Genomic DNA, 19,933 nt, shown 5'->3' on the forward strand with positions numbered 1-19,933 from the left:
CGTTGAATTATGAAAAAATTATCACAAGCCACCGTATTGACTAAATTGCTTATCGGTTTCTCCATCCTCATTGTCATGATGTTACTGTTGGGCATTGTGTCCATTTATCAGCTCAATATGAGCAAAGATCACATTGATCAGTTCCGCAAAAATCGCATGCCGGGCGTGCGCTATACCCTTGAAATGCGCGGCGTCTTAGCCGAAATGCGCTTACAGCAGGTGCAGTACATCGCTTCGACAACACCGGAATCGCTGGAGCAGCACCGCGGCGAATTACTGCAAAACCAGGAGACGTTCCTGCGCGCGCAGCAGGCGTACGCCAATATCTCCGCGCACGATCCACAAGAGATGCGCGCCCTCTTCGCCACGGTGGTCGATAACTTCAAAAACTTTATCGATGTGAACGCCAAAGTTATCGAAGAGATGAAAAACGGCAACGCCGCAGAAGCCGCCAAAATCAGCGGCGCGGTGTCATCGAAATACCGCACACAGTTAATGAAAGACCTGGCTACGCTGGTGGATATGGAAGTCGCGCTGGGCAATGATGCCGGTGAAGCCTCGCAGGCGGCCTATAAACAGGCGATCTATATGCTGAGCGGTTTACTGCTGCTGGCGCTGATTGCAACCGGCGTGATTGCCCTGTTTATCTCGCGTAACCTGGCGCGCCAGCTTGGCGGCGAACCGGCTTATGCGGTGTCAATCATGAAAGAAATTGCCGCAGGAAATCTGGGTACGCAGGTCAAACTGCGCGACAACGATACCCAGAGCTTGCTGGCGACCATCAACTTTATGAATGCCCGACTGGCCGGGATCATTAACGGCATTATCGACGGCAGTGAATCCATTTCCCACGCCGCCAGCGAAATCTCCGAAGGCAACAACGATCTGTCGCAGCGTACCGAAGAACAAGCCGCTTCGCTGGTACAAACGTCGTCGAATATGCAGCAAATCACGGAGAACGTGAAGAGTAACGCGGAAAACGCCCGTAAAGCGAGCGACCTGGCGCGTCAGACCTCGCAGACCGCCGTCAAAGGCGGTAAAGAAGTGGATGACATGCTGAAACGCATGCATGAAATTTCGGCCAGTTCGCAGAAAATTGTCGACATTATTTCCGTGATTGAAGGGATCGCCTTCCAGACTAACATTCTGGCGCTGAACGCCGCCGTTGAAGCCGCCCGCGCCGGAGAACAGGGTAAAGGCTTTGCCGTGGTTGCCGGTGAAGTACGCAACCTGGCGCAGAAAAGCGCCGAGTCCGCAAAAGAGATCAAGCAACTGATCGAAGGAACGGTGGAGAAAATCACCGACGGTTCGCGCTACGCCGACACAGCCAGCCGGGCGATGGAAGAGATTGTCACCTCGGTGAACAAGGTGACGGATATCGTTGCGGAGATTTCAGCCGCTTCAACCGAACAGCATCAGGGTATTAAAGAGATCAGCGTCGCCATCGACCAGATGGATCAGGTAACTCAGCAGAACGCCACGCTGGTGGAACAGGCAGCCGTTGCCGCGCAGTCGATGACCGAGCAGAGCGAAGGCCTGCGCGATTCAGTGCGTTATTTCCAGTTGGCACGCTAAAACCGCTTGCAGGCCCGCCCGCCGGGCCTGCTATTCGCTGATGATTGCTTTAGGTTCCATAAACGCCGACAGCCCCCACACTCCCATCTCCCGCCCGATTCCTGAGTGTTTAAAGCCGCCAAACGGCGCGCGCGGCTCATGCGCCAGCGTATTGACCTGCACACGGCCCGCATGGATTTGCGCTGCCACGCGCTGCGCCCGTTCGCGGTCTTCACCCAGTACCAGCGCGCTTAAACCGTATTCCGTATCATTAGCGATAGCCATGGCATCAGCCTCATCCTGGTAGCTCATCACCGTCAGCACCGGCCCGAAAATCTCTTCCCGTGCGATGCGCATTTCGTTTCGCACATCGGCAAACAGCGTTGGCCGGACAAACCACCCTTGCCCGCAGTTTTCCGGCCGCCCTTCACCACCCGCCAGCAACCGTGCGCCCTCCTGCAATCCAAGACGAATATAAGATTGCACGCGCTGCCACTGCTTTTCACTGACCATCGGCCCGACGGTGGTCGCCGGATCGCGCGGATCGCCAACGTTCACCACCGCCATTGCCTTCGCCAGCGCGGCTTCGCACTCGGCTTTGCGTGATTGCGGAACCAGAATCCGCGTTCCGGCGATACAGGCCTGGCCACTGTTCATCAACCCGGCCTGGATCGCCAGCGGCACGGCTGTCGCTAAGTTGGCGTCATCAAGAATAATCGTCGGCGATTTACCGCCCAACTCCAGCGTTACGCGCTTAAAACTCTCCGCAGCGTTGCGCAGAATCGCTTTTCCTGTCGCGGTAGAGCCAGTAAATGAGATTTTCGCCACATCTGGATGACGGCTAATCACCTCGCCGACCACGTCGCCCCGCCCGGTGACAATATTAAATACGCCCGGCGGCAGTGCGGCCTGATGCAACGCATTGATCACTACCTGCGTTTGCAACGCGCTCATCTCACTGGGTTTGATAACCGCCGTACAGCCCGCAGCCAGCGCGGCGGCCAGTTTGCCACAGATAAATCCGGCGTTGCTGTTCCACGGCGTGATAAGCCCGGCCACACCCAGCGGCGTCATCGCCACCTGCGCCAGGCCAATCTGCGAGCGAAACGTAAAGGCTTTTAACGCAGAAATCGCCTCATCAACCACCGCGACCGGGTAGCGGGCCATCCAGACGGCGCGGGTTTCCGGCGCGCCATATTCCATGACGATCGCCTGCAACAACGCCTGTTCGCTGGCAGCCAGCGCATCGCGCATTCGCGTCAGTGCCGCCACGCGTTCGGCCACGGTAGTCGCAGACCAGCCAGCAAACGCCGCTTTTGCCGCCGCTATCGCCCGCTGCGTATCCTCTTCATTGGCCAGACGCACCTGACCAATCACTTCGCCCGTCGCCGGGTTAAAAAGGTCGAATCGCTCGGTACCCTGCGGCGTGACCCATTCACCGTTAATCGAAATCTGTTCTACCTGGTGCATTTGAACCTCCTTCAGGACAGTTGGCTCAGTGTGGCACAGCTTTATCTCGCAGATAATCCACGCTATCCTGAATGGGTTGTTTCGAAATTCGGGATAATCTATGCATCGTTCAGGATTGATTGAGCTGGAAGTGGTGATGGCGGTGATGCGCCTCGGCAGTTTTCGCGCGGCGGCACAGGCGCTGAGTATGTCGCCAACGGCGGTAAGTAACGCTATTGCTGGTCTGGAAAGCCGCCTTAATGTGCGGCTGTTTCATCGCACCACCCGCAGTGTGGCGTTGACCGAAGCCGGAGAGCGCTTTGTGGCACGGGTTGGCCCGGCGCTGCGTGAAATTCAGCAGGCAACCGATGAGATCCACAGCCTTCCGGCGGAACCCTCCGGCACGCTGCGCATTAATATACCGCAGGCCGTTGGTCAGCTTTTTCTCGATGATATTGTGGTGCGTTTTCTCACCCGTTACCCACTGATGCGCCTCGAAATCACCAGCGAAGCACGGACGATTGATATTGTGGCGGAGGGTTACGATGCCGGCATTCGCCTTGGCGAATCCATCCCGCAGGATATGATTGCCGTTCCGCTAACGCCAGATATCCGTATGCAGATAGTGGCTACGCCCGAGTGGTTCGCCACGCACGGTACGCCGCAGACGCCGGATGATCTTTATCAACATCAGGGCATTTGCATGCGCATGGCGAACGGCGGGATTTATCGTTGGGAGCTGTCACGCCACGGGCAGCACTACGCCCTCGCGATCCCGCCCAGGCTTGCCACTTCCGATTTTTTTACTTCGCTTACGGCCGTACGCGCCGGGCTGGGCGTCGGCTTTCTGCCGGGGTTTTACATTGAAGAGGATTTACGCACCGGACGGCTGGTGAGCGTGCTGGATGAATGGACACAGCCGTTTCAGGGGCTGTGTCTTTACTATCCCGGACATCGCCATATCCCGGAGGGATTGCGGGCGTTTATCGACTTTGTCCGGGCGGGTTGATCACTCCAGATGCGCACGATCCAGGCCATAGGCCTTATCCAGCGCGCCCGGCAGCGTGCGTGACGCAATCATCAGGCGATTCCAGGCATTAATAATGGCGATGGCAAATGTCAGTTCAGACAACTCCACTTCGCTGAAATGCTCGCGCGCTTCGCGGTACAGCGCATCCGGTACGCCATCGACACCAGGCTGGGTTAGCGCTTCGCTCAGCGCCAGCGCCGCTTTCTCTTTTGCGGTGAACAGCGGCGACTCGCGCCAGATAGCCACATGGTAAAGACGCAGTTCACGCTCACCGTGCAGTTTGGCCTGCTTCACATGCATATCCAGACAAAACGCGCAGCCGTTGAGCTGCGATGCCCGAATATCGACCAGATTTTTGAGAGTAATATCCAGGCTGCTGCTATGCGACGCCTGGCTGGCATCGGACAGGGTTTTGATCAACGCCGGAACGGTCTGGAAAAGATTGATGCGGGTGCTCATGTTTTTTGCCTCGTAGAGTTGTTCGACCGGGGTTATATTACTGCCTTATGCCGTAGTAAAAAGATGCAAAAACTGAAAATAAAGGTAGGACATGAAGCCGGGCTATAAGAGCATTTATGAGCAGTATCGCCATAGCATTGTCAGCGGGTTATTGAAGCCTGGTGACAAAGTTCCCTCCGTGCGCGTGCTGGCCAGCGAGTTAGGCGTGGCGCGTAAAACCGTCGAAACTGCATGGGCGATTCTGGTCGGCGAAGGTTACCTTATCAGCCACGGCGCGCGCGGTACGCGGGTGAACCCGGATCTGATTCTGCCAGCACGGAAACCGGCTTCGAAACAACCCGTTGCCGAAGAAAAACCGACCGACATGATGGACGTGTTGCGCGACCAGCAAGGCTTTTTGCGCCTCGGCATTCCCTCGCTGGATGCCTTTCCCTACAAGAAATGGCTGCTGCTGTGCGGCAAAGCGGTGCGCTCCATGCAGCCACTGGAGATGACCAATCCCCCGCTGGCGGGCTATGCGCCGCTGCGTGAGGCCATCGCCCATTATGTGAATGTCTCGCGCGGGTTATCCTGCACCGCAGATCAGGCGTTTATTACCAGCGGTTACAGCAATAACCTGCGCTTGATCCTCAATACGCTGGCGACAGACCGCGACAAAGTGCTGTTTGAAGATCCCGGTTACTTTTTTGGTCAGCAGGCGCTGAAACGCGCCGCCGCAAACCTGCACTTTGTGCCGGTCGATGATCAAGGCATGAATGTCGATTATTTACTGCGTTATCACCCTGATGCCCGTCTGTTATTTGTGACACCGTCACATCAAAGCCCGCTTGCGGTCACGATGTCGCTGCCGCGCAAACACCAGTTGTTGAAGTGGGCCAGCCAGAATGAGAGTTGGATCGTCGAAGATGATTATGACGGTGAGTTTCACTACACCCGGAAAGTCCTTCCGGCGATGAAGAGTCTTGATAGTGATGATCGGGTCATCTATATGGGGACATTCAGCAAGACGGTGATGCCCGCCCTGCGCATCAGTTACCTTGTGTTACCCCGCGCCGCGCTCGCCCGTTTCCATGAAACCGCTGCGCTGACCGAAAGTGGCCAGCCGGTACTGACACAAAAAATTCTCGCCGCCTTTCTTGGCGAAGGCCACTTTTATCAGCATCTGAAAAAAATGCGCACGCTCTACTCGCTGCGCAGAAAGAACGTGCTGGCCGCGCTGGAGAACATTTATCCGCACTTGTTCAGCGTGGAAGTCAGCGATGGCGGCATGCATATTATCGCGTTTTTACGCACCAGCACGCAGGATGTGGCGCTGGCGGAGATCTGGCAGCGCCACGAATTGCAGGTCAGCGCGCTGTCGCGCTGGTATAACCAGACCAGCAAGCGCTACGGCCTGATTATTGGCTATACCAATGTGCGTTCGTATGCGGAAGCAGAAGCGTTATTACAGCGCCCGGCTATAGAAACACGGGCGCTGCTTGGCGGGCAGTAGAAGTTCAGGGCAAGCTACTAACGAAGGAGAGATCCCACGCCGTAGCGAGAAGAGATAAGCTGACAACCAACATTACGGCCAGCGATATCGTTCTGTCTGAGTTTTCCATCGCGCGTCCCTCTTTATGCTGAGTAATGTCATTAAAGCGAAAAATGCGTAATGTGTCTTACTCTCACGTCCTAAAGTTTAGGTTAGCTGATAGTTTTTGTCTGCGGTCATTTTGTGCGGTAACGTTTTTTCGCCCTGCATCTGCAGCAGATCGATCTCGATAGCATTGCAAATCGCATCCAGCGGCAGATCGTTATCCTCGACGCCAAACGGCTCTTCCAGCTCTTCCGCCAGCGTATCCAGCGAGATAAACGTGTAAGAGATCAGCACGGAAACAAACGGCGTCATGTAGTGCAAATCCACCACCAGCGCAAACGGCAACATAATGCAGAACAGATAGACCGTGCGATGCAGAATCAGTGAATAAGCAAAAGGCAGCGGCGTGGTAAAAATGCGCTCGCAGCCGGAAAGCACCACGGACATATCATGCAGCCGCTGTGTAATGCTCTGGAATAAGATGTCGGAAAGCGCCCCCTGCGCACGACGCTCACCCAGCCACTCCGCCATGATCAGCAGGATGCGGTTCGCGGGCGAATGCGTCTCCAGCACCATTTGCAACTCTTGAGCCGTTAAATATTTCGCCAGCGTTTCCGCCTGCGGTTTACGCCGAAGCGTCATGCGCAGGCTGTGTGCAAAGGCCACCTGGAGACGAATAAAGTGCGTGATATCGGCTTCATTCGGTAGCGTGGTTTTCACTTCCCGCAGCAATGATCGCGAGGCAATCATCAATTGTCCCCACAGTAAACGCGCTTCGCTGTAACGCGCATAACAGGCGTTATTACGAAAGCCGAGGAAGATGGCGATAGCCACGCCGAGAATGCTGAATGGCGCAACGGTCAGTTTGATGCCCAGCGAGGTATACCAGGGAAGCATCAACACCACGACGATGGAGAGCAGGAAGTTCATGAACAGGCGTGAACTGATTTTCGGCAGAACCGAACCGTGCCAGACGAAAAGACGGGGAAGCCAGTGTTGTTGTGGGCGAACGATCATTGTTTAGTTGCAGGCAAAAGGGATAGCCTTGCTATTAAACGTGATCGCAATCACAGTTGCAAGTTTGCTAAGAAATTGTGACGGAAAATCAATCTGGTCGACGGTAACCGGCACAGAAGTTACTGAAACCTGTTATACAACTCTTAATAAGTATGTTGTAACTAAAATGAAAGTAAAATATTCGCCATAAAAAAACCCGGCCGCAGCCGGGTTTTCCTGTTCATCATTTGCCGCTTAGCACAGCGGTTTTACCGCTTCACGCATGCCACGCAGCAGTATCGCATCCAGATCTAACGACACCTGTTCCACCAGACCAGTGATTTTGCTCAGATCCTGTTCCCAGTGTTCGCTGACGGACAATACGGCTTTCACCAGTTCGCTGGTGCTGATCTGGCGATCGCCGTGCTGGCTCCACAACTGCTGGTAGCGTTCGATCCAGTGCGCATCATCCTGTACCGGATACGGCTGGCCGTTACGCTCACCGCGGTAGAAGGCAATAAGCGCGGCAAGGGCGAAAGTCAGACGCGCAGGCAGTTTGCCGGTCGCTTTCTGCCCTGCCAGCAACTGCGGCAGAATACGGGTGCGGAATTTGGTCATACCGTTCAGCGCGATCGACAGCAACTGATGCTTGATGTACGGGTTGCGGAAACGCCCGGTCACGGCGCTGGCGAATGATTCCAGCTCATCACGCGGCAGATCAAGCACCGGAATGATCTCTTCATAAATCGCTTTTTCAACAAACGCGCAGATTTCGCTGTCGTTCATCGCTTCGCCAACGGTATCCAGCCCAGCCTGGAATGCCACCGGTACCAGCGCGGTATGCGCGCCGTTGAGGATCGCCACTTTACGCTCTTTGTACGGCTTAATGTCGTCAACAATCAGGACGTTAAGCGGCAGTTTGTCGAGACGCAGTTCGGAGGCCAGTGATTTAGGCCCCTGGATCACGAACAGATAGAAGTGCTCTGCGGTGTCGAGGAAGCTGTCGCGGTAGCCCAGTTCAGCTTCCAGTTTCGCCACTTCGTCACGCGGATAACCGGTTACGATGCGGTCAACCAGCGTGGAGCAGAAATCGTTCGCCGCATCCAGCCACTGGATAAACTCTGCGCCCAGCGCCCACTCCTGCGCATAACGCAGCACCAGTTCACGCAGCGCATCACCGTTGTAATCAATCAGTTCACACGGAATGATCACCCAGCCTTTATCGGCCGCGCCAGAGAAATGACTGAAACGTTCGAACAGCAGACGGGTCAGTTTTGCCGGATAGCTGACGGCTGGCGCATCGTCGAATTTATCACCCGCGTGGTAGCTGATACCGGCTTCCGTGGTGTTGGAAAACACAAAACGGATATTCGGGTTGTGTGCCAGTTTCAGGAACTCATCGTACTGACCATAGATACTGATTTCTCGGTTAACAGAGCGGATAAGACGCGCATCGCTCACCGCTTCGCCCTGCTCGTTCAGGCCGCGAATAATCGTGGTATAGAGGCCATCCTGCGTGCTCAGAGACGGCGGGAAATCACTCTGGATCGGGCGGACGACCACCACACCGGCGTCAAGGTCGGTGTGCTCGTTCAGCAGATCGATTTGCCAGTCAACAAAAGCGCGCAAGAAATTCCCTTCGCCGAACTGAATAATGCGTTCAGGGTATTCAGCGCCGGGAAAGTTGCGACGGTTTAACGTGTTCACAGTGGGTTCCTTTTTGATTAGTCATACAACCTTGGGAGATTGGTGTAATAACTTACCAGACTTTTAGACCATGAAACCCTGTTTTGATCAAAATGGGCCGTCTTATTAGACCAAATTAGATAAGCTTGTAAAAAATTGTCGTACCCGTCACATTTCCGTCCGGCATCAGCGCATAGCGCGGGATTTCGCCGGCGCGTTGCCAGTCAGATTGTTGATAAAAATGTTCCACGCCGCTGCCGGTGGCGGTGTCCGGCACTTCACAGAGGGAATAAATACGGGAAGTGAGCGTCTCGCTCGTGATGGCGTGAATAAGTGGTCATTTTACTTCCTTATAAAACAACCACTTTCTTGTTTACCTGTCTGCAACACACATGCCGCAGCACCAGGTGTTTATGATGGCTTAACGGGTGCGGTTGTTACGTGTTTTCATAGCGTACATTTTTTGATCCGCGTCTTTAATCCACGGGTGCAGCCCGCCATTACCGTTGTGATCAAACTCGCTCACGCCCCAGGAAAAGAGCAGCTTCCACGCTTTTCCGGAAGTCTGATTCCACGCCTCAACCTGTTCGACCAGATGCTGCATAGCGATCCACGCCCCCTGCTCGTCGGTATCGGAAAAGACAATGGCGAATTCGTCACCGCCATAACGTACCCGCAGATCGGCTTCACGCAGGCTGGCAGTCATCACCGAAGACATCGCTTTCAGCGCTTCATCGCCTTCGGCATGTCCCCAGGTATCATTAATCTCTTTGAAGTTATCCAGATCGATCCACGCCAGCGTTAACGGCTCCGCCCGGCGGCGAGCGCCGTAAATGGCAAACTTCGCCAGGCTGTCGAAACCGCGGCGGTTAAACAACCCGGTGAGCTCATCGGTGGTAGCCGCGCTCATCACCGCGAACTCATCCTCGACGATGGTGGCGAAATCTTTCAGGCTATCCAGATCAGCAGTGCTTAATTCGCGCGGTTCATTGTCGATCAGACAAAACGCTCCCACGACCGCACCATCCGGCAGACGCAGCGGATGCCCGGCATAAAAACGGATCGGTTTGTCACTGGTAACCAGCGGATTATCGGCAAAGCGTTCATCACGAGCACTATCCGGGATGATCAACGGTTCCGGGTGCAAAATGGCGTGCCCGCAAAAGGAGATTTTCCGGGGTACTGTTTCTGCACGGGTGTAACCATCACAGGATTTAAAATACAGGGTATCTTCGTCCAACAGCGTAATCAGCGCTGCCTGCACGTTAAACATGCGTTTAGCCAGCCGGGTCAGGCGATCAAGCCGCTCAGTGACGCCGCCTTCAAGCAGTCCGGAATCGTGTAGTGAAGCAAGACGTTGCTCTTCATCCACGGGAGTAGCAGGTATTTGCATAGGATGCCGATCTCTTCATTTTTTCGGGCCGTTTCCGCAAACAGAAAAACTGTCGATCAATTCGCGGTATACAGCGTAAAGCTTAGCCTATTCAGCACGTTTGTCAGTGGGAGTAGATCTGGTTTTTACCCAGTCTTTTTGCCTGGTACAGCGCGTCATCCGCCGCTTTTAACCAGTCAGTTACGTCATTCATGCCCGGAAGCGCGCTGGCAATGCCGATGCTTAAGGTGCATTTAAAGGCATATTCCTGCACGACTGTCATCACGGCCGCCGCATCCATAATGCGCGTTGCGACGGCATGAGCCTCCTCCTGCGGCGTGTCCGGCAAGAGGATCACAAACTCATCGCCGCCCAGGCGCGCGGGCGTATCTGTTTTGCGGGTGGCGATATGCAAAATCTTCGACACCGCCACCAGCAGGGCATCGCCGACCTTGTGACCAAACCGGTCATTCACCTCTTTGAAATTATCAATATCGATAAACATCAGCGATGAGTGGCCCGGCGTGGTGCGCAATTTGTCCAGCTCATACTGGATACGCTTTTCCAGCAGGCGGCGATTAGCGATATCGAGTAGCGGATCCATCATCGCGATGCGCTCCAGTTCGCGGCTTTTCATCCGCAATTTCACCGCCATGCTGTCGGTCAGTACGCTGAGCGCCAGCATATAAATGCCAATCAGCGGCAGTGTGGCGAACATCGTACGCTGGGTGACGATCACATCGAACGGTGTACCAAGTGCAATCCAGGCCAGCATAAATACCGCCAGCAACGCCAGCGCTGCTTTGCGCATCAGAACAAAACCGCCCGCGGATAAACGATCGGTAAGCAGAATGGTGGCAATCACCACTGACGGCAGTGGATTCACCGCCATAAGCGCGATCCACAACCCGCCCGCACCCGCATCGATCACCAGGTTCTGGTGCTCAATTTGCAGCGGCAGCTGCGCTTTGCGCGCGCGCAGGAAAGCAAGAGTCGGCCAGAGAAAGGCATTTGCAGCGAGGAGGAGAATACACCACAGCGGACGCTGTAATTCGAGCAGAACGGAAAGAATAGGGAAAAAGCACAACAGCGTTCCCAGAATACGCATCAGATACATTCGCCTGACAAAACGTCTGCCAGCAACACGCTCATTTTTATTCAAATTGTCAGACCCGATCATGTCGCGTTACATTCCGCTACGCACAGGAGTCAATAGTATTAACCTTAAAAATGAGTAGCAAGCAATTTAATAAGTTAAGGATATTAATTGCTTCTGGCATCAATCGTCCGGACTCAGCACGCGGAGTTAATTATCAAGCAACACCGGCGCGGTCGCGGAAGGTTTCGACGCAACATCGTTCTGGGTGGTGCGATTTCTTCCCTGTTTTTTTGACCGGTAGAGATTTTCATCAGCGGCCGCCAGCAGCACATTAAACATCTCCGTTAACTGCCAGGCATCGGTTTTGCCGCTGCTGATACCGATACTGACCGTTAAATGCAGTGTCTGCTGCCGCCACTGGAAGGGATGGTTCGCCACCGAAAGACGCAGGGTTTCAGCCAGTTGCACACCTTCCTGCGGATCAAGGGTGGTCGCCACCACCACAAACTCTTCACCGCCCATGCGCGCCACCACCCCGCGATCGCCCAGCACCCGCTGGATCTGCTGCGCAAACGAGGCCAGTACCTGGTCTCCGCACTCATGGCCGTAGCTGTCATTCACGCTTTTAAAATAGTCGATATCCAGCAGCATCACCGACAAATGTTTATCGGCAAAACGTTTGTCATCGTGGTTCAGCGCTTCATACAGCCCCGAACGTGAATAAACGCGGGTGAGAAAATCGAAATCCGCGCGCAGAGAGACCTGGCGCATCAGGCGATTAATCGCCTCGACGCTGACGGAGACAATCACCGGGCAGATCGCCATGGTAGCAATCCCCAGGCGTGCAGAGAGCATATGCGGGATCTCCATCGGCGAACCGATCGAGATATCAATCACGCTGCTGGAGACGAGGATAATCTCCACGCCGCCGGTCAACAGCGTAATCAGCGAGGTAAACGGCAGGGAAAAGCGTACCGCGCACCAGATCAGCGCCGGTAATGGAAACGCCAGGCTGCCTGCCCCGCCGATCGCCACCGACGCAATCACCGAGACGACAACGGCGACAACCGGCATGCCTCGTTGCAGGGAGAATTGCAGCGGCTTGCGCGGCCAGCTCATGGTCAGCACCCCCGGCAGGATCAGCACACCCGTGGAAAACTGTTCGCCAAACCAGTCGGCCAGCAACGACCAGAACCCATGACCGTTAATGCCAACCGATCCTATCGCGCCGACGAAACCGCACAGCAGCGCGGCCAGCAGGCAATAACCAAACAACTTCAGGGCACTGGCCGGTTCCGGCGTCTTCAGCATCTGGCGTCGTTTTGCGCCAATAAGCTGCGCCATGGTGATAATAAACACCATGTTTGAGAAGTTGATGATCAGCGACGCCATGCCCCAGTCGGTGGTGAACGCATCGTAAACCAGCATCGCGGCGTAGCTAATAAGATAGTAGTGCCAGCGGTGGAGAAAGGCGTAGCGGGCAAACACCCCGGCCATTACGGCATTGAGCGGCCAGAACAGTGACAGTTCTTCGACAAGGCGCATCATTGCGCCAAGAAAATAGAACAGTGTGGTCAGGATAAAAATAACCACCGCATTAGTGAGCGGAGCCTCCTCCCGCAACGGGCGGAAAGGGGTTGAAAAAAATGCACGCATCAAATCTCAATCCATATCACTGGCAGGAGCCACGTTCGGTAAATCATTTACCACCTGCGGGAGGCGCTCTGGCGCGATCGCACTTAGCGCGGCGAATTCATCTGGATTACCAGCCACTGGTAAATGACATCAACAATATACTGTTGTTGTGTTTCTGTTAATGGGTAACCGCGCGCGATATGGTGCCACTTCTCCAGACAGCCGCGACAGCAGGTGGCCGTTGCGTGTTGGGCAATAAACACCGGATGGCCGCGCATGGGGGTCTGCTTGCCATCATTTTGCGGCTCGGCGGGTGACAGCCGCTGCGCGACGAAATCTGCCGCGTGGCGGACAATCACCTCTGCACCTTTATCCACACAATATTGTCGCTCTTTCACACCAAGGCGGAACCGGGAGCGAAAAGTGGAACGCCCCAGACGCGCAAACAGCGGTGTTAAGTCAGCCATCAGTACACGGATCTCCCCAGTTGTTGCGTTAACGCCTCCAGCACCGCGACGCCAGCCAGCGAGTTTCCCGCTGCGTCCAGCTCTGGGCTCCAGACGGCAATCACCATCTCTTGTGGTACAACCGCCACAATCCCGCCGCCCACGCCTGACTTTGCCGGTAAACCGACGCGCCAGGCGAATTCCCCGGCATTCTGATACATGCCGCTGGTCGCCATCAGCGCGTTCACCTGACGCGCCTGCCGCGCGGAAACCACCGGGGACTCAATATGCGCGGCATGGCCGCCGTTGGCGAGAAACAGGAAGGTTTGTGCCAGTTCCGCACAGCTCATTTTGAGTGCGCAGTAGTGAAAATAGTTCTGTAAAACTGTCGGGACATCGTTGTGGAAATTGCCGAAGGATTTCATCAGCCAGGCGATGGCGTTATTGCGCGCCGAGTGTTCCAGTTCGGAGCGGGCCACCGCGCTGTCATAGGCGATATCCGGCACGCCGGAGAGCTTGCGCACCACTTCCAGCATCCGCTGGCGCGGCGCGCTGAGACGGCTTTGCAGCATGTCACAAACCACCAGCGCCCCGGCATTGATAAACGGGTTGCGCGGTTTGCCCTGCTCCATCTCCAGTTGTACCAGCGAATTAAACGGCTGGCCGGAGGGATCTTTACCCACCCGCTGCCAGATCTCCTCTTCCGCGTAGTGGTTCATCGCCACCACCAGACTCAGCACTTTAGAGATCGACTGAATGGAGAAACGCTCGTCGGCGTCTCCCGCGCGGAAATGTTCGCCATTAACGGTACTGACCGCCACGCCCAGCTTGTTGCCGCTGATCGAGGCCAGCGCCGGAATATAATCGGCGACCTTGCCTTGTCCCAGCAGCGGACGAACCTGCGCAAGCACCGCTTCCAGAACCTCATTTCCCATCACCGTTGCCACGTTAACCCCTTGCCCACAGGCCAAAAATGGCCTGCGAGTATAGCAGAGCTACCCGGCGGCGTCAGGCCGGAAGACGAAAACGCGCAACCGCTTGCAGTAGCTGGTGAGAATCATAATGCAACTGCTCAGACGCCTGGGTGGCGGTCGAAACCAGTTCATCGGTGCGGCGGGAGACGCTGTTCAGTGAGTGCAGGCGGCGCGTCATCTTGTGAATACTTTCCCCCTGGCTCAGCGTGGCGGCCGAGATTTCGCTCAGCACCGCGCTTAAATGCGCCACCAGCCCGGTCACCTTTTGCAGGTTATCTTCCAGACGGCTGACGGCAGCGGTACCGTCGTGAATGCCCTGCAATGAGTGATTAATCAGTTGCTGAATGGTTTGTGTGGAGTGGCTGCTTTTGCGCGCCAGCAGCCCGACTTCTTTCGCCACCACGGCAAAACCGCGGCCGTGATTACCGGCATGTGCCGCTTCGATCGCGGCATTCAGCGCCAGAATATTGGTCTGGAAAGCGACGCCATCGATCATCGACACAATATTGCGCATCTCTGCCGAGCGTTCGACGATTTCGCGCATCGACTGCGTCACCGTATCCATCATCCGGTCGCCGCCCTCCGCCACTTTGCGCGCTTCATCCGCCTGTTGACGGGCCTGCTCGGCGAACCCGCTGTTGCCCTCGACATGCGACTCCAGCGTGGCGATATGTTCCGTCACATCGGTCAGCTCCTGCGCCTGTTTCGCCGACTGTTGATACAGCGACTGGTTGCCCTCCGCCAGGCTGCCAATGGTCTCAACCATTGAAGAGGTGGCATCACTGACCTGCATCACCAGTTGTTGCAGCCCCTGCTGCATAGTACCGATGCTCATGCCCAGTTGATCGATTTCGCGGTTAAAACGCTGTACCGATGGCAACGACGTCCCCAGGTCTCCGGCGGCAAGCACATTGATATGCGCAATTAGTCTGCGCAGCGGCGTAATGACCCAGCGCGACATGGCAAACCATACCAGCACGGCAATCACCAACAGCAATGCCGGAACCAGCATGAAGACATGCTGCAACTGCGCAAGCGTCGACATCAGCGCCTGTCTTCCCTGCTCCGCGCGCGTTTCGCTGGCCTGCTGGAAGCGGGCGTAATTGTCGTTAAAATCGGCCTGAAACGCCTGCGCCGGTACGGCGAAAAACGCGTCGATCGACTGGGTTTTTACCAGCCCGTCCGCCTGCTCTTTCAGCGCGCCATAAAACATCTGGTAGCTGTTAATCAGCCCCTCGTCTTTCGGCGGATTGAGCGCCAGCCAGGCCTGCCAGGCTTTTTGTGAATCGTCGAGTGCTTTTTTGGTTTCATCCATCAGGCTGTGCCAGCTGCCATCCGAGCCGGTCTCTTTATCCTGCATAAAATAGACGCCCGCACGGTTCAGCAGATCGCTGGCGGTCAGCAACGCAATGCGGGCTTCATCGACCCGTACCTGTTGCCGATGCGCCTGCTGGTTTCGTTGTTCGCTGGTTTGTGCGTCGCGTAACGACGCGGAAAGGACGATAGATGACGTGATTTGTAGCGCGGAAAAGAGACCGATAACGCAAAAAATCCCGGCCAACAAACCAAACTGTCGTGGAGCAATACGCCGAAAAATACGGCGAAAAATTTGCATTAAGTTCATGATATTCTTCTATAACCACAAAGTTGCTGTGAGTCTACAAAAGGATCATGACACTCCCATGACAGCCAGAGGTGACGCGCCCCGCCGGGGCGCGTTTAGCTTACAGCCGGTCTTTCCACACGGTCTGGATGTTGCAAAATTCATGCAGACCGAAGTGCGACAACTCACGGCCAAAACCGCTCTTCTTCACCCCGCCAAAGGCGACGCGGGCATCGCTGGCGCTGAAGCCATTGATAAACACGCCGCCGCACTCCAGACGTTCAGCAAACTGCTGCGCCCGTGCAGAATCGGCGGTAAATACCGTGGCCGACAAACCGAAATCACTGTCATTCGCCAGTTGCAGCGCGTGCTCCGCATCGCGGGCGATACTGATGGCGGCGACCGGGCCAAACATCTCCTGGCGGAAGGCCGTCATCGCTGGCGTGACCTGCGTCAGTACCGTGGCCGGGTAGTAGTTGCCGCTGCCCGGCACTTTTTCCCCACCGAGCACCAGCTTCGCGCCCTCTTTTATACTGGCCTGTACCTGCGCATGCAGCTCATCGCGCAGATCAAAACGCGCCATCGGGCCAAGGTAGTTCTCTTCGACATCCGGCGCGCCCTGTTTCAGCGCCGCAGCCGCGGCAACGAATTTGTCGGTGAACGCCTGCGCAATGCCCTCTTCAATGATAAAGCGTTTCGCCGCCGCACAAACCTGCCCGGTATTCTGATAACGCCCGGCCACCGCCGCTTTCACCGCCAGTTCCACATCGGCATCGTTAAGCACAATAAAGGGATCGGAGCCGCCGAGTTCCAGCACGCATTTTTTCAGCGCCGCACCGGCCTGGGCACCAATTGCCGCTCCGGCGCGAACGCTGCCGGTCACGGTGACGGCGGCGATGCGCGGATCGTTAATCGCCTGGCTGACGCCCTCATTGGTGGCATTCACCCAGCCGAACACCCCTTGCGGGATCCCGGCCTGCACGAAAATCTCCGCCATCAATTGCGCGCATCCCAGCACGTTCGGCGCATGCTTCAGCAGGTAGCTGTTGCCTGCCAGCAAAATCGGCACCGCACCGCGCAACACCTGCCACAGCGGGAAGTTCCACGGCATTACCGCCAGAATTGGCCCCAGCGGGCGATACTCAATCGTGGCGCGATGCTCTTCCACCAGCGTCGCTTCGCTGCCGAGCATCGCCGGGCCATGATCGGCATACCAGTCGCACAGCGCGGCGGATTTATTTACTTCGCCGCGTGCCTGCAAAATGGGTTTGCCCATCTCCTGGCTAATCATCTGCGCCATCTCTTCACCACGCGCTCTGAGCGCCGCGCCGAGATCGCGCAGTTTTTGCGCACGCTCAGCAATGGCGACCTGCCGCCACTGGCGATAACCGCTGGCGGCCAGTTCAAGCACGGCATCCACCGCTTCGCGGCTCGCCCACGGCGTCGCGCGCAGGGTTTCCCCGGTGGCCGGATTGACTGAAATCGCATGTGTTGTCGCGGAAATTGACATAACGTCTCCCATAAATGTGTTCAGGACTTGCGCAATAGTGGCCGAGTTTGTTATTTCTGAAAACTGAATAATATTAACTCCAGTATTCACAATGAGAGAATGGCATGGACTTAACACAGCTTGAGATGTTTAACGCAGTGGCGCAGACCGGCAGCATTACCCAGGCGGCGCAAAAGGTGCATCGCGTGCCGTCAAATCTCACCACGCGCATTCGCCAGCTGGAGTCCGACCTGGGCGTCGATCTGTTCATCCGCGAGAACCAGCGCCTGCGGCTTTCACCCGCCGGACACAGCTTTTTGCGTTACAGCCAGCAAATTCTGGCGCTGGTCGATGAAGCGCGCATGGTGGTGGCAGGCGACGAACCGCAAGGGCTGTTCTCACTCGGCGCGCTGGAAAGCACCGCCGCCGTGCGGATCCCGGCGACGCTGGCGCAGTATAACCAGCGCTACCCGCGCATTCAGTTTGATCTTGCCACCGGCCCTTCCGGCACGATGATCGACGGCGTGCTGGAGGGGCAACTCAGCGCCGCGTTTGTTGACGGGCCGATTATGCATCCGGGGCTGGAAGGTATTCCGGTCTATCGGGAAGAGATGATGATCGTCGCCCCGGTCGGCCATGAAACGATTACCCGCGCCTCGCAGGTTAACGGCGCCAGTATTTACGCCTTTCGCGCCAACTGCTCCTACCGCCGCCATTTTGAGAGCTGGTTCCAGGCCGATCGCGCAACCCCGGGCAAAATCCATGAGATGGAGTCTTACCACGGCATGCTGGCCTGCGTGATTGCCGGCGCCGGGCTGGCGTTGATCCCACGCAGCATGCTGGAAAGCATGCCCGGCCATCACCAGGTGGAAGCCTGGCCGCTGTCAGAGAACTGGCGCTGGCTCACCACCTGGCTGGTGTGGCGGCGCGGTGCGAAAACCCGCCATCTCGACGCGTTTATTGAATTGCTTAATACCGATTCACAGGATCGATAAAGCTCGCGCCACAACAGATTTATCCTGAGCCATCAGGGGAGCGCTGTGTCAGGCGGATGTTGGCTATCGCAACATCATTCAACCTGCCCCAAACGAAGCTCCCCCCTTCTCACTGCGGCTTCGCTCAGTTGCGCCGATACTCCGAACAGGGCCGCACATTGAAACGTGAGGTGAAGCCGGGATTGCTCCGGCTGCGCCCTGCCGATCGATGGCAATGCCCTGAGCAGATCAGCGTGATATCACTTTACCGGAAGCAGGCCAGGTCAGTACTCCCCCCGCCCCCGATTAAGCAACGCGGCTGCTCGCGTGGCAAAATACGTGAGAATGCCATCGGCACCGGCGCGTTTGAAACACACCAGAGATTCTATAATCGTTTTCTCTTCTTCGAGCCAACCGTTCTGAAACGCGGCCATATGCATGGCATACTCTCCGGAGACCTGATAGGCAAATACCGGCACCCCAAAATTACGTTTGGCCTCCCTGATGATATCCAGATAAGGTAATCCGGGCTTCACCATCACCATATCTGCTCCTTCCTGTAAATCCTGAGCAATTTCATGCAGTGCTTCCATCGCATTCGCCGGATCCATCTGGTAGTTTTTCTTGTTCGCTTTACCCAGTGCAGTTGCAGATCTTGTGGCTTCACGGAAAGGTCCGTAATAATTTGAAGCATACTTTGCCGAATACGCCATTATCTGGACGTTATGTAACGCCTGAGATTCTAACTCACGTCTGATTTGACCAATACGCCCGTCCATCATGTCACTCGGCGCAACAATATCCGCTCCCGCTAAGGCGTGAGTCATTGCCTGTTTCACCAGAATTTCATTCGTCTTATCATTCAGGACATAACCATTTTCATCAATAATGCCGTCCTGACCATGTAAGGTGTAGGCATCAAGAGCAACATCAGTGATCACGCCCAGATCGGGAAAAGCGCCTTTAAGTGCACGAACTGCACGTGGCACCAGACCTGCCGGGTCCCATGAAGCTTCTGCGAACAGAGATTTGTCTGACGGTTCAAGGGAGGGGAACAACGCAACCGCCGGAATGCCTGACTGAACAAGCTTCTCAGCTTCCAGAAGCAGGTTATCCAGAGATAAGCGGAACACACCCGGCATGGAAGCGATTTCCTGTCGTTGATTTTTCCCCTCAATAATGAAAACAGGCAGGATCAGGTCATCCACGGTCAGGTGGTTTTCGGCAACCAGGCGGCGACTGAAAGCATGCGTACGGGAACGGCGTAAACGTCGGGCAGGAAATGAATCCGGGATAATTATCGTCACTGAATGTACCTTATCTTCATCGGTTACCGAATTACACGGCAGTTAAAAGGTCTGCACAAAAGTTCTTCATTCTATGCTTTAAAATCCCTCGAAATAAAGACTGATGTAGATTTGGCTCCCGACAATAAATTTTCAGACTTATCATATGGGTATGCGTGGTCAGAACAACGGCGACAGCGTGGATTTTTATCCTGTCACTCCAGACAAACATGATTTATCCCTCTGCCCGGAAAGACTGGGGTAACGATCATTCACCCTCAGGCTGTATACACAGAGAATGGCCT

Annotated in this window: 16 protein-coding genes and 1 pseudogene; 4 read left to right on the forward strand and 13 right to left on the reverse strand. The window is 55.7% G+C overall.

Features of this window, described 5'->3' with window-relative positions:
- Nucleotides 1-9: 9 nt before the first annotated feature.
- Nucleotides 10-1,575, forward strand: coding sequence for a methyl-accepting chemotaxis protein (locus tag CWM66_RS01130; RefSeq protein WP_035885762.1), 1,566 nt, complete (start codon nt 10-12; stop codon nt 1,573-1,575).
- A 30-nt stretch (nt 1,576-1,605) separates the two neighbouring features.
- Here the strand turns inward: CWM66_RS01130 and CWM66_RS01135 are convergent, their stop codons facing one another.
- Nucleotides 1,606-3,024 (reverse strand): aldehyde dehydrogenase family protein, encoded by a 1,419-nt coding sequence (locus tag CWM66_RS01135; RefSeq protein WP_107146147.1) that lies wholly within the window; start codon nt 3,022-3,024, stop codon nt 1,606-1,608.
- A 100-nt stretch (nt 3,025-3,124) separates the two neighbouring features.
- On the opposite strand from CWM66_RS01135, the gene CWM66_RS01140 reads away from it, so the two are divergent.
- A complete protein-coding gene (locus tag CWM66_RS01140; RefSeq protein ID WP_107146148.1) occupies nt 3,125-4,012 on the forward strand; it encodes a LysR family transcriptional regulator in 888 nt (295 codons plus the stop codon).
- On the opposite strand, the gene CWM66_RS01145 is transcribed toward CWM66_RS01140, so the two are convergent.
- Nucleotides 4,013-4,492 carry a carboxymuconolactone decarboxylase family protein gene (locus CWM66_RS01145; protein WP_007374951.1) on the reverse strand — a complete coding sequence of 160 codons (480 nt, stop codon included), beginning with the start codon at nt 4,490-4,492 and terminating at the stop codon, nt 4,013-4,015. It lies immediately after the preceding gene.
- Nucleotides 4,493-4,583: 91 nt separating this feature from the next.
- On the opposite strand from CWM66_RS01145, the gene CWM66_RS01150 reads away from it, so the two are divergent.
- The gene (locus tag CWM66_RS01150) at nt 4,584-5,984 is read left to right on the forward strand and encodes a PLP-dependent aminotransferase family protein (protein WP_107146149.1); all 1,401 of its coding nucleotides are present in this window, start codon (nt 4,584-4,586) and stop codon (nt 5,982-5,984) included.
- Nucleotides 5,985-6,170: 186 nt separating this feature from the next.
- Here the strand turns inward: CWM66_RS01150 and CWM66_RS01155 are convergent, their stop codons facing one another.
- The 10 genes and pseudogenes from CWM66_RS01155 to sad all read right to left on the reverse strand — a co-directional run bounded on the left by CWM66_RS01155 (nt 6,171) and on the right by sad (nt 17,389).
- Nucleotides 6,171-7,085 (reverse strand): bestrophin family protein, encoded by a 915-nt coding sequence (locus tag CWM66_RS01155; RefSeq protein ID WP_007374949.1) that lies wholly within the window; start codon nt 7,083-7,085, stop codon nt 6,171-6,173.
- Nucleotides 7,086-7,319: 234 nt separating this feature from the next.
- Complete coding sequence (locus CWM66_RS01160; protein WP_107146150.1) at nt 7,320-8,771, reverse strand: tagaturonate reductase; 1,452 nt, start codon at nt 8,769-8,771, stop codon at nt 7,320-7,322.
- 115 nt (nt 8,772-8,886) lie between these two features.
- Nucleotides 8,887-9,027 (reverse strand): annotated as a pseudogene (locus tag CWM66_RS29180) (GNAT family N-acetyltransferase); the annotation flags it as partial.
- 144 nt (nt 9,028-9,171) lie between these two features.
- Nucleotides 9,172-10,143 carry a diguanylate cyclase gene (locus CWM66_RS01170; RefSeq protein ID WP_035885766.1) on the reverse strand — a complete coding sequence of 324 codons (972 nt, stop codon included), beginning with the start codon at nt 10,141-10,143 and terminating at the stop codon, nt 9,172-9,174.
- Between the two features lie 103 nt (nt 10,144-10,246).
- Nucleotides 10,247-11,239, reverse strand: coding sequence for a sensor domain-containing diguanylate cyclase (locus CWM66_RS01175; protein WP_035885767.1), 993 nt, complete (start codon nt 11,237-11,239; stop codon nt 10,247-10,249).
- Between the two features lie 189 nt (nt 11,240-11,428).
- On the reverse strand, nt 11,429-12,877 hold the full coding sequence (locus CWM66_RS01180; RefSeq protein WP_107146151.1) for a GGDEF domain-containing protein: 1,449 nt from the start codon (nt 12,875-12,877) through the stop codon (nt 11,429-11,431).
- 83 nt (nt 12,878-12,960) lie between these two features.
- A complete protein-coding gene (locus CWM66_RS01185) occupies nt 12,961-13,323 on the reverse strand; it encodes a DUF4186 domain-containing protein (protein ID WP_035885769.1) in 363 nt (120 codons plus the stop codon).
- Nucleotides 13,323-14,237, reverse strand: a complete 915-nt coding sequence (gene glsB, locus CWM66_RS01190; RefSeq protein ID WP_202626117.1) for a glutaminase B — start codon at nt 14,235-14,237, stop codon at nt 13,323-13,325. Before glsB ends, CWM66_RS01185 begins: the two co-directional genes overlap by 1 nt.
- 73 nt (nt 14,238-14,310) lie before the next feature.
- The gene (locus CWM66_RS01195; RefSeq protein WP_107146152.1) at nt 14,311-15,900 is read right to left on the reverse strand and encodes a methyl-accepting chemotaxis protein; all 1,590 of its coding nucleotides are present in this window, start codon (nt 15,898-15,900) and stop codon (nt 14,311-14,313) included.
- A gap of 100 nt (nt 15,901-16,000) precedes the next feature.
- A complete protein-coding gene (sad, locus tag CWM66_RS01200; protein ID WP_090396941.1) occupies nt 16,001-17,389 on the reverse strand; it encodes a succinate-semialdehyde dehydrogenase in 1,389 nt (462 codons plus the stop codon).
- A gap of 104 nt (nt 17,390-17,493) precedes the next feature.
- On the opposite strand from sad, the gene CWM66_RS01205 reads away from it, so the two are divergent.
- On the forward strand, nt 17,494-18,363 hold the full coding sequence (locus tag CWM66_RS01205; RefSeq protein ID WP_035885773.1) for a LysR family transcriptional regulator: 870 nt from the start codon (nt 17,494-17,496) through the stop codon (nt 18,361-18,363).
- Nucleotides 18,364-18,626: 263 nt separating this feature from the next.
- Here CWM66_RS01205 and hemB read toward each other — a convergent pair whose 3' ends face one another.
- On the reverse strand, nt 18,627-19,649 hold the full coding sequence (hemB, locus tag CWM66_RS01210; protein ID WP_072438732.1) for a porphobilinogen synthase: 1,023 nt from the start codon (nt 19,647-19,649) through the stop codon (nt 18,627-18,629).
- Between the last annotated feature and the right edge of the window lie 284 nt (nt 19,650-19,933).

The organism is Kosakonia sp. H7A (genome assembly GCF_003028445.1).
GTDB lineage: Bacteria > Pseudomonadota > Gammaproteobacteria > Enterobacterales > Enterobacteriaceae > Kosakonia > Kosakonia radicincitans.

What these genes read in the sequence shown, in the direction of transcription:
- CWM66_RS01130 (WP_035885762.1), top strand. Translation starts at nt 10, where the DNA reads ATGAAAAAATTATCACAAGCCACCGTATTGACTAAATTGCTTATCGGT.
- CWM66_RS01135 (WP_107146147.1), bottom strand. Translation starts at nt 3,024, where the DNA reads ATGCACCAGGTAGAACAGATTTCGATTAACGGTGAATGGGTCACGCCG.
- CWM66_RS01140 (WP_107146148.1), top strand. Translation starts at nt 3,125, where the DNA reads ATGCATCGTTCAGGATTGATTGAGCTGGAAGTGGTGATGGCGGTGATG.
- CWM66_RS01145 (WP_007374951.1), bottom strand. Translation starts at nt 4,492, where the DNA reads ATGAGCACCCGCATCAATCTTTTCCAGACCGTTCCGGCGTTGATCAAA.
- CWM66_RS01150 (WP_107146149.1), top strand. Translation starts at nt 4,584, where the DNA reads ATGAAGCCGGGCTATAAGAGCATTTATGAGCAGTATCGCCATAGCATT.
- CWM66_RS01155 (WP_007374949.1), bottom strand. Translation starts at nt 7,085, where the DNA reads ATGATCGTTCGCCCACAACAACACTGGCTTCCCCGTCTTTTCGTCTGG.
- CWM66_RS01170 (WP_035885766.1), bottom strand. Translation starts at nt 10,143, where the DNA reads ATGCAAATACCTGCTACTCCCGTGGATGAAGAGCAACGTCTTGCTTCA.
- CWM66_RS01175 (WP_035885767.1), bottom strand. Translation starts at nt 11,239, where the DNA reads ATGTATCTGATGCGTATTCTGGGAACGCTGTTGTGCTTTTTCCCTATT.
- CWM66_RS01180 (WP_107146151.1), bottom strand. Translation starts at nt 12,877, where the DNA reads ATGCGTGCATTTTTTTCAACCCCTTTCCGCCCGTTGCGGGAGGAGGCT.
- CWM66_RS01185 (WP_035885769.1), bottom strand. Translation starts at nt 13,323, where the DNA reads ATGGCTGACTTAACACCGCTGTTTGCGCGTCTGGGGCGTTCCACTTTT.
- glsB (WP_202626117.1), bottom strand. Translation starts at nt 14,237, where the DNA reads ATGGGAAATGAGGTTCTGGAAGCGGTGCTTGCGCAGGTTCGTCCGCTG.
- CWM66_RS01195 (WP_107146152.1), bottom strand. Translation starts at nt 15,900, where the DNA reads ATGAACTTAATGCAAATTTTTCGCCGTATTTTTCGGCGTATTGCTCCA.
- sad (WP_090396941.1), bottom strand. Translation starts at nt 17,389, where the DNA reads ATGTCAATTTCCGCGACAACACATGCGATTTCAGTCAATCCGGCCACC.
- CWM66_RS01205 (WP_035885773.1), top strand. Translation starts at nt 17,494, where the DNA reads ATGGACTTAACACAGCTTGAGATGTTTAACGCAGTGGCGCAGACCGGC.